This window comes from Streptomyces malaysiensis subsp. malaysiensis, assembly GCF_040653035.1.
GTDB classification, from domain to species: Bacteria; Actinomycetota; Actinomycetes; order Streptomycetales; family Streptomycetaceae; genus Streptomyces; species Streptomyces malaysiensis.
Map to the genome: position 1 here is coordinate 68,800 of NZ_JBEZNG010000033.1, position 13,575 is coordinate 82,374.

Consider the following 13,575-nt stretch of genomic DNA (forward strand, 5'->3'; position numbering starts at 1 on the left):
TCCCCCCGTTGCCATCGTGACTCCTCCCCGTCCACGCGGTCGACCGCGCGTTTTTCGCCAGTGGCCGGGGAATTCTAGGGCACGAAGACGAACCGCGCCCTGCCTCGGAGTGCTCAGTTCTCATGGCCCAGTTGGAGATCGCGCTCGGTACGGCCGCCGTCCGTGACCTGGAGGACCGCCGTCACCGACGGGCAGCCGACCGCGATCACCGGGTATCCGCCCGCCGCCAACTCCTCCATTACACAGCCCACTTCGCGGCCGCCGCGGCTGGCCGGATCAACTCGGTGAGCCAGGCCACCGGCCCTCCGGACCGCCTGGCCCTGATCACGCGGCGACGTGCAAGCCGTTGGGCGGACGCCGCCGCGGCAGTGGTGTTCGATTCGGTGCGCTATACTCGATCTTGTCGAAGCCGCCCGAACTCCGGGCAGTCGGCCGCGCGTTGGTGGTCCAAGGAAAGACGCCCCGCTTCCTGCGGGGAGATGCAGGTGCAAGGCTTGCCCAGCGCTCAAGAGACGAGCCCACTCCGCATGCGGAGTGGGCTCGCCGGGTTTCAGGGCCTTTACGGGCGCGCGCCGTGAAACGGAAGGCCGCTGCCCCGGTGTGACGCACCGGCCGTGACGCACCGGCGGGGCAGCGGACCTTCATGGCGCGGCTCCGAACCAATCAGCCGATGGGGTTGACGAAGGTGCCGGGGTGGGTGGCGCTGCGCTGGTCGACGAGGGTGTCGCCCTCCCAGGGCCACTCGATCTTGAGGGCCTCGGTCTCGTTGGGCGGGGTGATCTCGACCCAGGCCGGCTGGTAGAAGCCCTCTTCCTCCTTGGTGAAGGCGAGGTTGAGGGTGAACTCGGTGCTCTGGCCGGCCTCCACCTCCATGGAGCTCCACTTCTGCGAGGAGCGGACCAGCGACCAGCGCTGGCCGCCGTTCACCGAGGTCAGGTCCACACCGGGGAAACCGCCCAGCTTGCAGGAGTAGGAGCCCTTGTTCGTCAGGACGATGGTGGCGGTCGTCGAGCCGTCCGCGTCCCCCTCCGGCACCGGGAGCGCGTCCTCACCCGTGGCGAAGGCGGCTTCCAGGTTTTCGGTGTGGCAGCGCTCGACGCCCGCGTGCGCCCTGCCGCCGCCTTCGGTGGCGGCCTGTCCGCTGCCCGGCGCATTCTCCCCGGCGCCCGTCTCCGAGCCCCCCTTGGCCTTGGCGTCGGAACCCTGCGCACCGTCGGAGGAACCCTGTGCACCGTCGGAGGAACCCTGCGCACCGTCGGAGGAACCCTGTGCACCGTCGGAGGAGCCCGAGGAGCCGGACCCGGCCGGGGCCGTGTCGGCCTGGCCCGCGGACTTCGCGTTGCCGGCGTCCGAGTCGTTGCAGGCCGTCAGGGTCAGGGCGGCGGCCGCGGTCAGGACCGCGGCGGCGACGCGGAGGGTGCGACGGCGGGCGGTGCGGGCAGTGGTGTTGGAGCGCATTTCGGGTCCCCCAGGGTGGTCGGTGTCGTGGTCCGCTCGGTACGACAACAACTCTGGCCGGGGCCACTACCGCGAAACTGCCGCCCCGCTAACGCCCGGCTGACCCGGTTGTGACCAGGGCGGCCAAGGTCCTTGGTCCCGAATCGGACATCCGAAAGTCCCGGCGAAGGTGACTTCCCGCACATGGTTTTTGGGATCTACTACGGGAAATAGGGGATCTCGCAGGTCAGGGGCGTGATGGAGATTTCCGGGAATTCCGCTCGGGAAACGTCCCGGATGGCAATTGACTACGTACCCGCTTAGTAGAACAACGCCTTGGCCTATTAACGAGAACGGGATAACAAGAGGCGACCCAAAGACGCCTCTGGAGGTACTTCCCATGGTCCCGCGCGCCACAAACCGCCGATTTTCGCTTACGCCCGTGTCCCGAGGACGCGCCGCCGTGGTCGCCGTGGGCCTGGGTGCCTCGCTCGCGCTCGGCGCCGGGACGGCGTTCGCCGTGGGGGCGGGCACCCCCGCCTCCGCCCCGTCCATCAGCCCGGCCGTCGCCAATGCCCCGGCCCCCAAGGCCCCCGCGAAGGCGAGCGACTGGCAGACCCCGGTCGACAAGTACACGATCGGCGCGGCCTTCGGCCTGGCCGGCAACCTGTGGTCGCACAACCACAGCGGTCAGGACTTCGTCGTGCCGTCGGGCACCCCGGTGCACGCGGCCCACGACGGCGTGGTCGTCAAGGCGGGTCCGAACGGCGGCGGCGACGGCCCCGCGTACGGCAACGCGATAGTGATCAAGCACGACAACGCGACGTACTCGCAGTACGCCCACCTGTCCCGGATCGACGTACGGATCGGCCAGACGGTGCGCGAGGGCCAGCAGATCGGCCTGTCCGGCAGCACCGGCAACTCCACCGGCCCGCACCTGCACTTCGAGATCCGTACGACGCCGAACTACGGTTCCGCCGTCGAGCCGCTCAAGTTCCTCCGCGACCACGGCGTCAAGGTCTGACGCCGGTCAGCTCCCATCGCGCGTTCTCAGCCGTGTGCCGATGACGCATGGGCCTGCTTCAGCAGATCGAGGGCGACCTCCAGGACAGCCTCGCGCTTGTCCTCGGGGTCGCCTTCGACCGTCTGGAGCGCGAACATCCGCGCATGCATGCTGAACAGCGCGGTGATGCTGCGGACCTGGTCGACCAGGGGCGCCTCGGGGTCCCGGATCAGGGCGGACATCGCGAACATCCGGTTCTTGAAGATCTGGCCGATGCTGAGCTCGCGCACCGTCGCCTGGTTCTCCTGCATGAACCGCATCAGCGGCTCGCCGATGTCCAGGGCCGTGTTGTAGCGGCGCAGCAGCTCCTGCTTGGTCTCCAGGGTGCGCGGCTGCTGCTCGCCCCAGGCGATCAGCTCGTCCAGCGGTCGGCCCAGGTCCTGGAACAGGCTGAGGACGATATCCTCCTTGGTCTTGAAGTGGTAGTAGAGGGCCGCCTTGGTGACCTCGAGCCGCTCGGCGATCTCGCGCAGTGACGTTTTCTCGTAGCCATGCTCCGAGAAGAGCTCCAGGGCCACGTCCTGGATGCGCTGGCGGGTGTCGCCCCGCCGCGGTGTGCTGGCCATGGTGCTCTCCTGTGCTGGGTGTGGCTGCCGTCGGCAGGCCGAACGTAACTTACTTGACGCCCGGCTAGTTGGCGCCTTACCGTCTCCACTGTACTGAACTAGCCGGGCGGCAAGTAAGTGGGCGTCAGGGCTCTCATCACCTGGGGGAGACGGAGAACATGGTCCGTAAACAATCAGACGACGAAGCGCCATCCGCTTCGAGATCGGCTCAGGCACCCCAGGCGGTCCAGGAGCCCCCGGCCAAGGCCGGGCCGAAGCAGCGCAGCACCAGTGTGGTCATTTTCGCGTTGATGATCGCGATGCTGCTCGCGATGCTCGACAACATGATCGTGGGCACCGCGATGCCGACCATCGTCGGCGAGCTCGGCGGCCTGGACCACCTCTCCTGGGTGGTGACCGCGTACACCCTGGCCACCGCCGCCTCCACCCCCATCTGGGGCAAGCTCGGCGATATGTACGGCCGTAAGGGCGTCTTCCTCACCTCCATCGTGATCTTCCTCGGCGGCTCGGCGCTGTCCGGTATGGCGCAGAGCATGGGTGAGCTGATCGGCTTCCGGGCCATCCAGGGCCTGGGCGCGGGCGGTCTGATGGTCGGCGTGATGGCGATCATCGGCGATCTGGTGCCGCCCCGGGAGCGCGGCCGCTACCAGGGCATCATGGCCGGGGTGATGGCCGTGGCCATGATCGGCGGCCCGCTGGTCGGCGGCACCCTCACCGACCACCTCGGCTGGCGCTGGATCTTCTACATCAACCTTCCGCTCGGTGCCATCGCCCTCGCGGCGATCACCGCGGTGCTGCACCTGCCCAAGAAGCGCTCCCAGGGACGGATCGACTACACCGGCGCGGCCCTGCTGACCGTGGGCATCACCGCGCTCGTGCTGATCACCACCTGGGGCGGCAACGAGTACGCATGGGGCTCGTTCGAGATCATCGGGCTCGGGGCGCTCGGTGTCCTCGCGCTCGTCGCGTTCCTCTACGTCGAGACAAAGGTCGCAGAGCCCGTACTGCCGCTGCACATCTTCCGGAACCGCAACTTCACGCTGGTCACCGCGATCGGCTTCCTCACCGGTTTCGTGATGTTCGGCTCGACCACCTTCCTGCCGCTCTACCAGCAGACCGTCCAGGGCGCCACGGCCACCAACTCCGGGCTGCTGCTGCTCCCGATGCTGCTGGGCATGCTGGTCGTCTCGCTGGTCGCGGGCCGGGTCACCACCCAGACCGGCAAGTACAAGATCTTCCCGATCGTCGGCGGCCTGCTGATCACCGTCGGGATGTTCCTGCTGTCCACGATGGACACCGGGACCACCCGCTTCACCTCCGGTCTCTACATGGCGGTGCTCGGCATGGGCATGGGCTGCCTGATGCAGACGACCATGCTCGTGGCGCAGAACAGCGTCGAGATGAAGGACATGGGCGTCGGCAGCTCCTCCGCCACCCTCTTCCGCACCCTGGGCGGCTCCTTCGGCGTCGCCATCCTCGGCGCCCTGTTCACCAGCCAGGTGCGGGACACCATGACCGAGCGCGGCGGCGGGAAGGCCGCGGCCATCACCTCCGGAAGCGCCCAGCTCGACCCGGCCAGCCTCAAGCTGCTGCCGCCGCCCATCAGGGACGCGTACACCCACGCGGTGGCCAGCGGTGCCCACCAGGTGTTCCTGTGGGGCGCGCTGATCAGCATCATCGGTGCCGTCGCCGCCTGGTTCGTCAAGGAGGTCCCGCTGCGCGGGGCCGCCGCCAAGCCCGCCGACGGCGACGGGGCTCCGGCCGAGGCGGCGCCGGTCGCCGAGACCGTCTGAGCGACGACTTCCTCTTCCTGTGGGGCCCCTGTGAACGGAAGTTCGCAGGGGCCCCACGTCCGTTGCGGCCGCTGTCAGTGGGGCATGGCAGCATCGGCCCCATGGTGACCTCGCCGGACGAGGCGCGGCTGGCGCTCCTGCGCCGGCTGCGCCTCGCGAAGGACGTGATGGACCGCGACTGGGCCGAGCCGCTCGACCTGGACGCGGTCGCCGCGCACGCCGGCTATTCGCGCTACCACTTCATCCGCGCCTTCAAGGGCGCCTACGGCTCCACACCCGGCCAGTACCTGACCCGGCGCCGCATCGAGCGGGCCGAGGAGCTGCTGCGCTCGGCCAATCTCTCGGTCACCGAGATCTGCTCGCTCGTCGGCTTCAGCAGCCTCGGCACCTTCTCGACCAGCTTCAAGAAGCAGACCGGACTCACCCCCACCGCCTACCGGGACCTGCACGTCGGCCGGGGCGCGGCGGTCATCCCGGGGTGCTACGCCATGCTCTGGTACGGCGGGCGCGATGCCCGTGCCCTCCGCGCCGAGGAGAGCGAGACGCCCTCCGGGACCGGCGATGCCGAGGACAGCAATTCTTGAGAAGCGGGGTGGACCCCCTGCTGCCTACGGTGGCGACGTCGCGGCGATGCGCGCGATCCATCCCGATACCTCCGGAGGCAGCAATGATCAAGGGGATGTCCATCGTCACCGTCTGGGTCCTCGACCAGGACCGGGCCAAGGAGTTCTACACCGAGAAGCTGGGCTTCGAGATCCGCACCGATATGACCGTCGGCGAGGGCGGCGGCGGTATGCGCTGGCTGACCGTCGGCGCCAAGGACCAGCCGGATGTGCAGCTGACCCTGATGGTGCCCAGCTCGCCGGGGCTCGATCCGGAGTCCGCCGAGGCCCTCAGGAAGCTGGTCGCCAAGGGTGTGCTCGGCCCCGGGGTGATCACCACCGATGACATCCACCGGGACTACGAGGCGCTCAAGGCGAAGGGCGTGGAGTTCGTCCAGGAGCCCCAGGAGCGTCCGTACGGCACCGAGGCGCTCTTCCGCGACGACTCCGGCAACTGGTTCTCGTTCACCCAGCCCCGCGAGGAGATGGACTACAGCCGGCCCTGGGACGGCTGTACCTCGAGCTGAGACCGCTTGAACTGAGCGCTCCTGGGCGAGCGACGCTCCTGAGGCGACTGGTCCTGAGCCGAGTGCTCCTGAGGCGAGCGCTCAGTCCGGTACCTCGATGATCGGGAAGCTGCCGGTGTTGGTGGGCGCCGACTCCGGGAGCCAGAGCACGGCGACCGCGCCCCGGCACTCGCCCTCCGTCCCGTCAGCGCTGTCCATCAGCGGATCGGCGTTGCGGAACGTCAGCCGGGCGCCCAGCACCCGCGCCTGGCCCGCGGCTATGGTCAGCCCCAGGCCGTGCCCGGTGCCCGCGCGGTCCTTGCTGCCGGTGCGGAACCGGCTGGGCCCGTCCTTCAGCAGCTCTTCCGGGAAGCCGGCGCCGTGGTCGCGGACGCGCAGTATCCGTCCCTCGACGGTGACCTCGAAGGGCGGTTTGCCGTGCCGGGCGGCGTTGGCCAGCAGATTGCCCATGATCCGCTCCAGCCGCCGGGGGTCGGTGGAGACATGGGCGTCGCGCACCACGTTGATCACCGCGTCGGGGGCCACCGTCCGCACCCGGCGGGTGATGAACTCGGCCACGGCGATCTCCTGGAGCTCCGCGCGCTCCGCGAAGCCGTCCAGCCGCGCGACCTCCAGGACGTCCTCGACCAGGGTGCGCATCGCCTGCGCCCGGTCCCGCACCAGCTCGGTGGGGCGGCCGGGCGGCAGCAGTTCGGCGGCGGTGAGCAGCCCGGTGACCGGGGTGCGCAGCTCATGTGCGATATCGGCGGTGACCCGGCGCTCGGCCTCCAGCCGCTGCTGGAGCGCCTCGGCCATACCGTCGACCGCCCGCGCCAGATCGTCGGTCTCATCGCGCACCCGGCCGCCGATCGCCTCGCGCACCCGGACCTCGGAGTCGCCCTCGGCCAGCTTGCGGGCGGCGGTGGCCGCCTTGCGCAGCCGCCGGGAGAGCTGGTCGCCGACGAGCACACCGAGCGCGATACCGCCCAGCACCACGGACAACGAGCCGATGATCAGCACCCGGTCGAGGTCGTCGAGGACGGCGAAGCGGTCCTGGAACTTGGTGTGGACGGACAGCACCTTGCCGTTACGCAGCGGCACCGAGGCCCACACCTCGGGGGTGCCGGTGCCGGAGTCCTCCAGATACGTGGCGCGCTGGCCGCGCCACGCCTCCTTCTTCAGCTGCTCAGGCAGATGCGGATCGTCCAGCTTGGCGCCGAACCCCAGCACCCGGGACTGCTCGTACCACCGCTGGGCGACCTTCACCCGCTCGTCCATCACCGTGCGGCTGTTGTCAAGCATCGAGACGCGGGCCGCGTTGTGGACGACGAGGCTCAGCACGACCGCGACGAGCGTGCTCACGGCGGCGATGGCGAGGCTGACCTTCCACCGCAGCCCGGTGCGCAGTGCGAATCGCCGCAACGCCGCTCAGCCCTTGAGCTTGTAGCCGAAGCCGCGGACCGTCTCGATCCGGTCCTGGCCTATCTTGCCGCGCAGCCGCTGCACATGGACGTCCACGACCCGGGTGTCCCCGCCCCAGCCGTACTCCCAGACCCGCTCCAGCAGCCGGTCGCGGGAGAGCACGGTGCCGGGCGCGGCCGAGAACTCCAGCAGCAGCCGCATCTCGGTCGGGGTGAGCGCGACCCGCCGGCCGCCCTTGCGGACCTCCATGCCCTCGGGGTCGACCTCCAGATCGCCGAAGCGCAGTACCCCGCCGTCGGGCTCCTCGGGGACGGGCTCCCCGCCCCGCCCGCCGGGGCCGCTGGCGTGGCCGAAGCGGCGCAGAACGGCCCGGATGCGGGCGACCAGCACCGCGCCGTCGAAGGGCTTGGTCACATAGTCGTCGGCGCCGGCTTCGAGGCCGAGCACCACATCGATGGAGTCGGCGCGCGCCGAGAGCATGATCACGGGAACGGTGGACTCATCGCGGATCCGGCGGCACAGGCTGACCCCGTCCAGGCCCGGAACCATCACATCGAGCAGCGCGATATCCGGGCGGTCGGCGCGGAAGCGCTCGAGGCCGGTCAGCCCGTCGGGCGCGGCCGTCACGAGAAAGCCGTCGCGCTCCAGGGCGAGCTGCGTGGCTTCACGGATGACATCGTCGTCCTCGACGAAGAGCACATGGGTCTCGGCCACAGCCTCGCTTCAGCCTTCCGTTCCGTCGTGGGCGCTCGCGGCGGGCACCGGGGTCGCGTCGTCCTTGGGCACATTCTTGCTGTAGTCGGTGTACTTGCGGGACCGCACCGTGAACGTCCGGTCGGCCCCGGCCCAGCGGTAGGTGACCACGGTCTCGCTCGACGGGCAGCAGACCGAGTCCCCGGAGGTGTAGGAGAGCTTGGTCACCCGCAGCGTGTCCTTGGCGACATCGGCGTAGACCGGCGGCTGCTCGTCGCTGAAGACGTTCACATACCGGTCGCCCACCTTGCGGTACACATACGAGCCGATGCCGAAGCCATCGGCGCAGGTCATGACGTTGATGACCAGGTCGGAGGGGGAGGCCCCGGTCAGCCGGCCGTACGTCACGTCCACCGGGTAGCCCTCGATCTTCCGCTTGCCGTCGGGCCCCTTGCCCTTGGCGCAGGGCTTGAGGTTCGCCTTCAGGTCGCCGCTGACGCTCGGATCCGCCTTGACCAGCTTGATCGCGTCGACCTTCTGCCCGGCCGGTGACGACCGGCCCGAGCCGTGTCCGCTCGTGTACGCACCCGAGTCGGCGGCCGAGGCCCATTCGGTGCGCGCCGGTCCCTCCTTGCGCACACCCTGGTCCGCGGCGCCGTATCCGGCCAGCATCCAGCCGCCGGCGGCCGCGAGGCCCACGACCGCACCGCCGGTGATCATGGCTGTTCTGCCGGGAGAGGCCCTGGTCAGGCCGCGCACCGTTCTTGCCCCCGCTCCTGGCGGGCGCGCCGGACCCGACCCGTGTGCCGCCGGACGTTGGCGGCCGGCTTGGTGTCCCCGTCCTGACGGCCGAGCGCGCGGGCGTCCAGATCGCGGCTCTCCAGCTCCTGCCGCAGCCGGGCCAGCGCCCGGTGCAGTGTGCTCTTGACCGTTCCGGTCGACATTCCGAGCGCCTCCGCGGTCTCTTCGGTCGTCATCTGCTCCCAGTGTCGCAGGACCACGACACTGCGCTGCTTGGGAGCCAGCACCGAGAGGATGTCCATCAACAGGGCGCGGTCGGCGTGCTGCTCGGTGCCGTCGTCGACACTCGCCTCGGGAAGCTGCTCGGTGGGCACCTCGTCCAGCTTGCGGGCGCGCCACCACTCGGTACGGGTGTTGATCATCACGCGCCGGAGATAGGCATCGGCGAGTGATTTGTCCGCTATGCCGTCCCAACGGCCGTAGGTGCGCACCAAGGCGGTCTGGAGCAGATCCTGTGCCTCGACCGGGTCCGGGATCAGCCGACGGGCGCTGCGCAGCAGCGCGTCCTGCCGATTCCGCACGTACTCCTCAAAGTCCAGAACATTGCCGCTGCTCATGGTGTGCAGCCTCCATCCGCCTTTTTGGGCTCGGTTCGCCTCCGGGGTGCTTCCGCCTCCCCCAGCTACCGCTGGGAGGTGCCCCCTGTCGACGGTCGACCGTGCTCGGCCGCTCGTTCCTCACGGCCTGCGCGCGCTCTCCCTCACGACAGCGACGCGCCCCTTTGGCTCACTCGCCGCGTCTTCCCCACCGTTGATGTGACCGGCTCTTCGCTCGGCACGGGAAGGACGCTACGGAGGCGCTGTTGCGGCGCCATGCGCATCTGCGCCTCGGCGAACGCACAGCTATCCATAGGTTGTGTAACAACGGAACCCGGTTCGACGGAGTGTCAGAACCGGGTCCTGGGGGTGTCACAGGTCTGTCACAGACAGGGCCGTGACGAGGGATGTTCTCAGGTCAGCGGCAGCCGGTAGAGCCCGCCGGAAAGCGGCTCGACCAGCCCGTCGGAGACCAGCCCGTCCAGCGCGCGGGCCCGCTGCACCGGCTCGTCCCACACCTGATCCAGCGTCGTCTGCGGCACCGGTGTCACGGCCTCCCGCAACACCGCGAGCAGCTTGCCGCGCACCTGGCGGTCCGTACCCGCGTAGGTCTGGCCGCGCCGCGGCGGTCCGTCGTGCTCCGGGGAACCGGCCTGACGCCAGGCGCACAGCGCGGCGATCGGGCAGCGCGCGCAGTCGGGGGTGCGGGCCGTGCAGATCAGCGCGCCCAGCTCCATCGTGGCGGCCGCCCAGCGCGCCGCGGTCGGCTCCTCCTCCGGGAGCAGGAGCCGGGCCAGCTTGCGCTCGGCGGCGGTGGTGGCGTTCGGCGGGTACTGCGCACCGCTGACCGCGCGCGCGAACACCCGGCGGACATTGGTGTCCAGCACCGGATGGCGCTGGCCGTACGCGAACGAGGCCACGGCCGCCGCCGTGTACTCACCCACGCCCGGCAGCGCCAGCAACTGGGCGTGGTCACGCGGCACGTCACCGCCGTGCCGCTCCCTTATGGCGGCCGCGGCGCCGTGCAGCCGCAGCGCCCGGCGCGGATAGCCGAGCCGGCCCCAGGCGCGGACCGCCTCACCGGGCGGCTCGGCGGCCAGGTCGGCGGGGCGCGGCCAGCGGGCGAGCCACTGCTCGTACACCGGCAGCACCCGGTTCACCGGGGTCTGCTGGAGCATGAACTCGCTCACCATCACACCCCAGGCGCCGGCCTCGGGGCGGCGCCAGGGCAGGTCGCGCGCGTGCGCGTCGAACCAGTCGATCACGGGCCGGTGCAGCGCGGCTCCGTCGGGGTCGGAGGAGGCGGCGGCCGGGACGGCGGAAGCGGAAATGGCAGTCATCGCCCTCGATCCTGACACGACGGGGCGGCTCGCGGGGCCCAGGGCGCGGGCGTTCGGGTCGAGCCGCTCCAGTCGTTGCCAAATCGTGCGATCCGGGCGCCGACAAGGGAACGGATGGACGCTTGCCGCGCCTGGGTGCGGTCTTTTCGTGATCTCGGGGTGATCTCGGGGTGACCTCGTGGACGCCTTGTGGACCCCTCATGTGCGGGATCCGGTCGGATCATGAGAAAAGTAGGGCCCGTAGCGGGGGTTATTGGCCGGTACCGCTCCCGATCTCTCGTAGAGTTTCCGCGTGGGATCTCTGCGCAATCCGATCGGGCCGCTTCCCTCCTCCATTTACTGGCGGCGGAGGGCCGTTGCGCTCGCCCTTTTCATCGCCATCGTTCTCGTGGTCATCTGGGCCTTCGGCTGGGGTGGTTCGGGCGGCGGCGGAAGTGACGAGGGCAAGGGATCGGGCGGCGGGGGACCCGCGAGCACGATCACCCCGGGACCCTCCTCCTCCGGGCCGGTCAACAGCGAACGGCCGGGCGGACGCGACGAGTCGGACAACGGCGGCTCGGGCTCCGGCGGCAGCGGCGGCGGCTCGGACGACGGCGGTGACGGCGGTAAGGACACCGGCGGCGGCAGCGGCTCCGGCGGTGCGGGTGGCGCGGGTGGCTCTTCGGGCGGTGGCGGCGCGGGCGGTGGCATCGGCACCGGGACCGGGCGGGGCCTGCCCGCCGGGTCGAGCCTGCCGGACTGCCGCTCCGGTGACGCGGAGTTGACGGTGCGCAGCGTCAAGGACTCCAAGGTCAAGAACACCTGGGCGCCGGGCGAGAAGCCCACCTTCGAGATCGTCGTGAAGAACACCAAGTCGAGCTCCTGCAAGGTCGACTTCGGCCGCACGGCGGCCTCGCTGACCATCACCGACGCCGAGAACACCCACGTCTGGGCCTCCGGCGACTGCCCGGAGGGGAGCGCCTCCGCGCTGATCGAGGTGGCGGGCTCCGGCCAGGCCAAGCGCACCGTGGAGTGGGACCGCAAGCGCAGCGCCGAGCACTGCGCCACCCCGTCGGGCAGCGCGTCGGCCAAGTCCGGCACCTATCTGGTCGAGGTGAAGGTGGACGGCCTCGGCACGGCGAAGGTGTCGTTCGTCCTCGAAAAGGACTGACCAGCGGCTTTCGCGGCCGCGTCCACGATCACGCCGGGCGCCGCGCCCCACCGCCGAACCCACCCGGCCAGCAGCCACCCGCCGGACCGCGACGCCTACAGCGGCCTGCTCCCCCACCCGCCCCTCCCCGTAACCGGAGCTCCGCCCCGGCCCCCGTAACCGGGGTTGTGTCTCGGGCTCCGCCCGGGGCCCTGTGGTCGGGGTTGCGTCCCGGGTTCCGTAACCGGGGCTGCGGCCCGGGCAGCCGTGGCTAGGCTGCCCGCTCCTGCGGCGCTGCCGCATGGCGGGGCTGCGGCATGGCGGGGCTGCGGCGCGGGCTTTGGGGTCCAGGGGCGGAGCCCATGGTTACGGGAAGGGGCGGGGAGGGGAAAGACCCACCGCGCACCCCACAGACGTACGGCCCGCCCAGAACTAGACGTACCGCTCCAGGATGGACGACTCGGCCAGCCGCGACAGGCCCTCGCGGACCGAGCGCGCGCGGGCCTCGCCCACGCCGTCCACCATCTGGAGGTCGTCCACGCTCGCCGCCAGCAGCTTCTGCAAGCCCCCGAAGTGCTCCACGAGCCGCTCGATGATGGCGCCCGGAAGCCGCGGCACCTTCGCCAGCAGCCGGAAGCCGCGCGGCGAGACCGCCGAGTCGAGGGTCTCGGGCGAGCCGGTGTACCCCAGCGCCCGGGCCACGATGGGGAGTTCGAGCAGCTCGGCGTGGGTCAGCCGGTCCAGCTCGGCGAGCGCGTCGGTCACCGTACGGGTGCGCTTGGCGGTCGGCTCGGGGACGTAGTCCCGCACCACCAGCTCACGCTCCGGCTCCACGCCCGCGATCAGCTCGTCCAGCTGGAGGGAGAGCAGCCGGCCGTCGGTGCCCAGCTCGACCACGTACTCCGCGATCTCGGTGGCGATGCGGCGAACCATCTCCAGCCGCTGTGCGACCGCGCTCACATCCCGGACGGTGACCAGGTCCTCGATCTCCAGCGCCGAGAGCGTGCCCGCCACCTCGTCGAGGCGGAGCTTGTAGCGCTCCAGCGTGGCCAGCGCCTGGTTGGCGCGGGACAGGATCGCCGCCGAATCTTCCAGGACCCGCCGCTGACCGTCCACATACAGCGCGATCAGCCGCATCGACTGGCTGACCGAGACCACCGGGAACCCCGTCTGGATGGAGACGCGCTGCGCGGTGCGGTGCCGGGTGCCGGTCTCCTCGGTGGGGATCGCCGCGTCGGGCACCAGCTGCACCCCGGCCCGCACGATCTTGGTGATGTCCTTGTCGAGGACCAGCGCGCCGTCCAGCTTGCACAGCTCGCGCAGCCGGGTCGCGGTGAACTCGACGTCGATGACGAAGCCGCCGGTACACAGCGACTCGACGGTCTTGTCGGTGCCGAGCACGATCAGCCCGCCGGTGTTTCCCCGGAGAACGCGCTCGAGGCCGTCGCGCAGCGCCGTGCCGGGCGCGACCGCGCTCAGGGAGGCACGCATCAGACCGTCGGCCTTGCCGGGTGCCGTTGCCCGGTCGCCTGCTGCCACTGCACTCCTCCGTCGCAAGGTCTGTCGGTGCCACGAGTCGCCCTGCCATGCCGATGCGCGAGGCCACGTATGGGCGAGACCAGGGCAAAGTCTACCGGCGGCCACCGGCGTCCCGTGGGGTCTCCCGGCGTACGCCCGTAGCCGTGAA

At 70.5% G+C, this 13,575-nt stretch carries 14 protein-coding genes; 5 read left to right on the forward strand and 9 right to left on the reverse strand.

Annotation, left to right across the window (positions count from 1 at the left end; genetic code table 11):
* Positions 1–113: 113 nt before the first annotated feature.
* Together AB0E24_RS40245 and AB0E24_RS40250 are read right to left on the reverse strand one after the other, a co-directional pair.
* Positions 114–239 (reverse strand): hypothetical protein, encoded by a 126-nt coding sequence (locus tag AB0E24_RS40245; protein WP_359384580.1) that lies wholly within the window; start codon positions 237–239, stop codon positions 114–116.
* Positions 240–663: 424 nt separating this feature from the next.
* Positions 664–1,458, reverse strand: coding sequence for a DUF4232 domain-containing protein (locus AB0E24_RS40250; protein ID WP_359384582.1), 795 nt, complete (start codon positions 1,456–1,458; stop codon positions 664–666).
* A gap of 379 nt (positions 1,459–1,837) precedes the next feature.
* Here AB0E24_RS40250 and AB0E24_RS40255 point away from each other — a divergent pair, with 379 nt between their 5' ends.
* Entirely contained in the window at positions 1,838–2,461 is a 624-nt protein-coding gene (locus AB0E24_RS40255; protein ID WP_206333000.1) for a M23 family metallopeptidase, read from the forward strand.
* Between the two features lie 26 nt (positions 2,462–2,487).
* On the opposite strand, the gene AB0E24_RS40260 is transcribed toward AB0E24_RS40255, so the two are convergent.
* Positions 2,488–3,066, reverse strand: a complete 579-nt coding sequence (locus AB0E24_RS40260) for a TetR/AcrR family transcriptional regulator (protein WP_069873536.1) — start codon at positions 3,064–3,066, stop codon at positions 2,488–2,490.
* Positions 3,067–3,224: 158 nt separating this feature from the next.
* Here AB0E24_RS40260 and AB0E24_RS40265 point away from each other — a divergent pair, with 158 nt between their 5' ends.
* From AB0E24_RS40265 to AB0E24_RS40275, 3 genes are all read left to right on the forward strand, one after another.
* Positions 3,225–4,859, forward strand: coding sequence for an MDR family MFS transporter (locus AB0E24_RS40265; protein ID WP_079153742.1), 1,635 nt, complete (start codon positions 3,225–3,227; stop codon positions 4,857–4,859).
* A 101-nt stretch (positions 4,860–4,960) separates the two neighbouring features.
* Positions 4,961–5,443, forward strand: coding sequence for a helix-turn-helix transcriptional regulator (locus tag AB0E24_RS40270; protein WP_069873663.1), 483 nt, complete (start codon positions 4,961–4,963; stop codon positions 5,441–5,443).
* An 83-nt stretch (positions 5,444–5,526) separates the two neighbouring features.
* The gene (locus tag AB0E24_RS40275; protein ID WP_069873532.1) at positions 5,527–5,988 is read left to right on the forward strand and encodes a VOC family protein; all 462 of its coding nucleotides are present in this window, start codon (positions 5,527–5,529) and stop codon (positions 5,986–5,988) included.
* An 81-nt stretch (positions 5,989–6,069) separates the two neighbouring features.
* On the opposite strand, the gene cseC is transcribed toward AB0E24_RS40275, so the two are convergent.
* The 5 genes from cseC to AB0E24_RS40300 all read right to left on the reverse strand — a co-directional run bounded on the left by cseC (position 6,070) and on the right by AB0E24_RS40300 (position 10,759).
* Positions 6,070–7,389, reverse strand: a complete 1,320-nt coding sequence (gene cseC, locus AB0E24_RS40280) for a two-component system sensor histidine kinase CseC (protein ID WP_079258497.1) — start codon at positions 7,387–7,389, stop codon at positions 6,070–6,072.
* A gap of 6 nt (positions 7,390–7,395) precedes the next feature.
* Positions 7,396–8,103, reverse strand: a complete 708-nt coding sequence (gene cseB, locus AB0E24_RS40285) for a two-component system response regulator CseB (RefSeq protein ID WP_069873528.1) — start codon at positions 8,101–8,103, stop codon at positions 7,396–7,398.
* Positions 8,104–8,112: 9 nt separating this feature from the next.
* On the reverse strand, positions 8,113–8,802 hold the full coding sequence (locus tag AB0E24_RS40290) for a hypothetical protein (RefSeq protein WP_069873520.1): 690 nt from the start codon (positions 8,800–8,802) through the stop codon (positions 8,113–8,115).
* A 26-nt stretch (positions 8,803–8,828) separates the two neighbouring features.
* Complete coding sequence (locus AB0E24_RS40295; RefSeq protein WP_069873518.1) at positions 8,829–9,440, reverse strand: SigE family RNA polymerase sigma factor; 612 nt, start codon at positions 9,438–9,440, stop codon at positions 8,829–8,831.
* Between the two features lie 392 nt (positions 9,441–9,832).
* The gene (locus tag AB0E24_RS40300) at positions 9,833–10,759 is read right to left on the reverse strand and encodes an iron-sulfur binding domain-containing protein (protein ID WP_069873517.1); all 927 of its coding nucleotides are present in this window, start codon (positions 10,757–10,759) and stop codon (positions 9,833–9,835) included.
* A gap of 292 nt (positions 10,760–11,051) precedes the next feature.
* Here AB0E24_RS40300 and AB0E24_RS40305 point away from each other — a divergent pair, with 292 nt between their 5' ends.
* Positions 11,052–11,909 carry a hypothetical protein gene (locus AB0E24_RS40305; RefSeq protein WP_359384588.1) on the forward strand — a complete coding sequence of 286 codons (858 nt, stop codon included), beginning with the start codon at positions 11,052–11,054 and terminating at the stop codon, positions 11,907–11,909.
* Between the two features lie 411 nt (positions 11,910–12,320).
* On the opposite strand, the gene disA is transcribed toward AB0E24_RS40305, so the two are convergent.
* Positions 12,321–13,379 (reverse strand): DNA integrity scanning diadenylate cyclase DisA, encoded by a 1,059-nt coding sequence (disA, locus tag AB0E24_RS40310; protein ID WP_069873662.1) that lies wholly within the window; start codon positions 13,377–13,379, stop codon positions 12,321–12,323.
* Positions 13,380–13,575: the final 196 nt, after the last annotated feature.

Bases quoted from the DNA above. Each gene is read 5' to 3' on its own strand.
- AB0E24_RS40300 (WP_069873517.1), bottom strand. From the start codon at position 10,759: ATGACTGCCATTTCCGCTTCCGCCGTCCCGGCCGCCGCCTCCTCCGAC.
- AB0E24_RS40290 (WP_069873520.1), bottom strand. From the start codon at position 8,802: ATGATCACCGGCGGTGCGGTCGTGGGCCTCGCGGCCGCCGGCGGCTGG.
- AB0E24_RS40275 (WP_069873532.1), top strand. From the start codon at position 5,527: ATGATCAAGGGGATGTCCATCGTCACCGTCTGGGTCCTCGACCAGGAC.
- AB0E24_RS40260 (WP_069873536.1), bottom strand. From the start codon at position 3,066: ATGGCCAGCACACCGCGGCGGGGCGACACCCGCCAGCGCATCCAGGAC.
- AB0E24_RS40270 (WP_069873663.1), top strand. From the start codon at position 4,961: ATGGTGACCTCGCCGGACGAGGCGCGGCTGGCGCTCCTGCGCCGGCTG.
- AB0E24_RS40295 (WP_069873518.1), bottom strand. From the start codon at position 9,440: ATGAGCAGCGGCAATGTTCTGGACTTTGAGGAGTACGTGCGGAATCGG.
- AB0E24_RS40265 (WP_079153742.1), top strand. From the start codon at position 3,225: ATGGTCCGTAAACAATCAGACGACGAAGCGCCATCCGCTTCGAGATCG.
- AB0E24_RS40245 (WP_359384580.1), bottom strand. From the start codon at position 239: ATGGAGGAGTTGGCGGCGGGCGGATACCCGGTGATCGCGGTCGGCTGC.
- AB0E24_RS40255 (WP_206333000.1), top strand. From the start codon at position 1,838: ATGGTCCCGCGCGCCACAAACCGCCGATTTTCGCTTACGCCCGTGTCC.
- disA (WP_069873662.1), bottom strand. From the start codon at position 13,379: ATGCGTGCCTCCCTGAGCGCGGTCGCGCCCGGCACGGCGCTGCGCGAC.
- AB0E24_RS40250 (WP_359384582.1), bottom strand. From the start codon at position 1,458: ATGCGCTCCAACACCACTGCCCGCACCGCCCGCCGTCGCACCCTCCGC.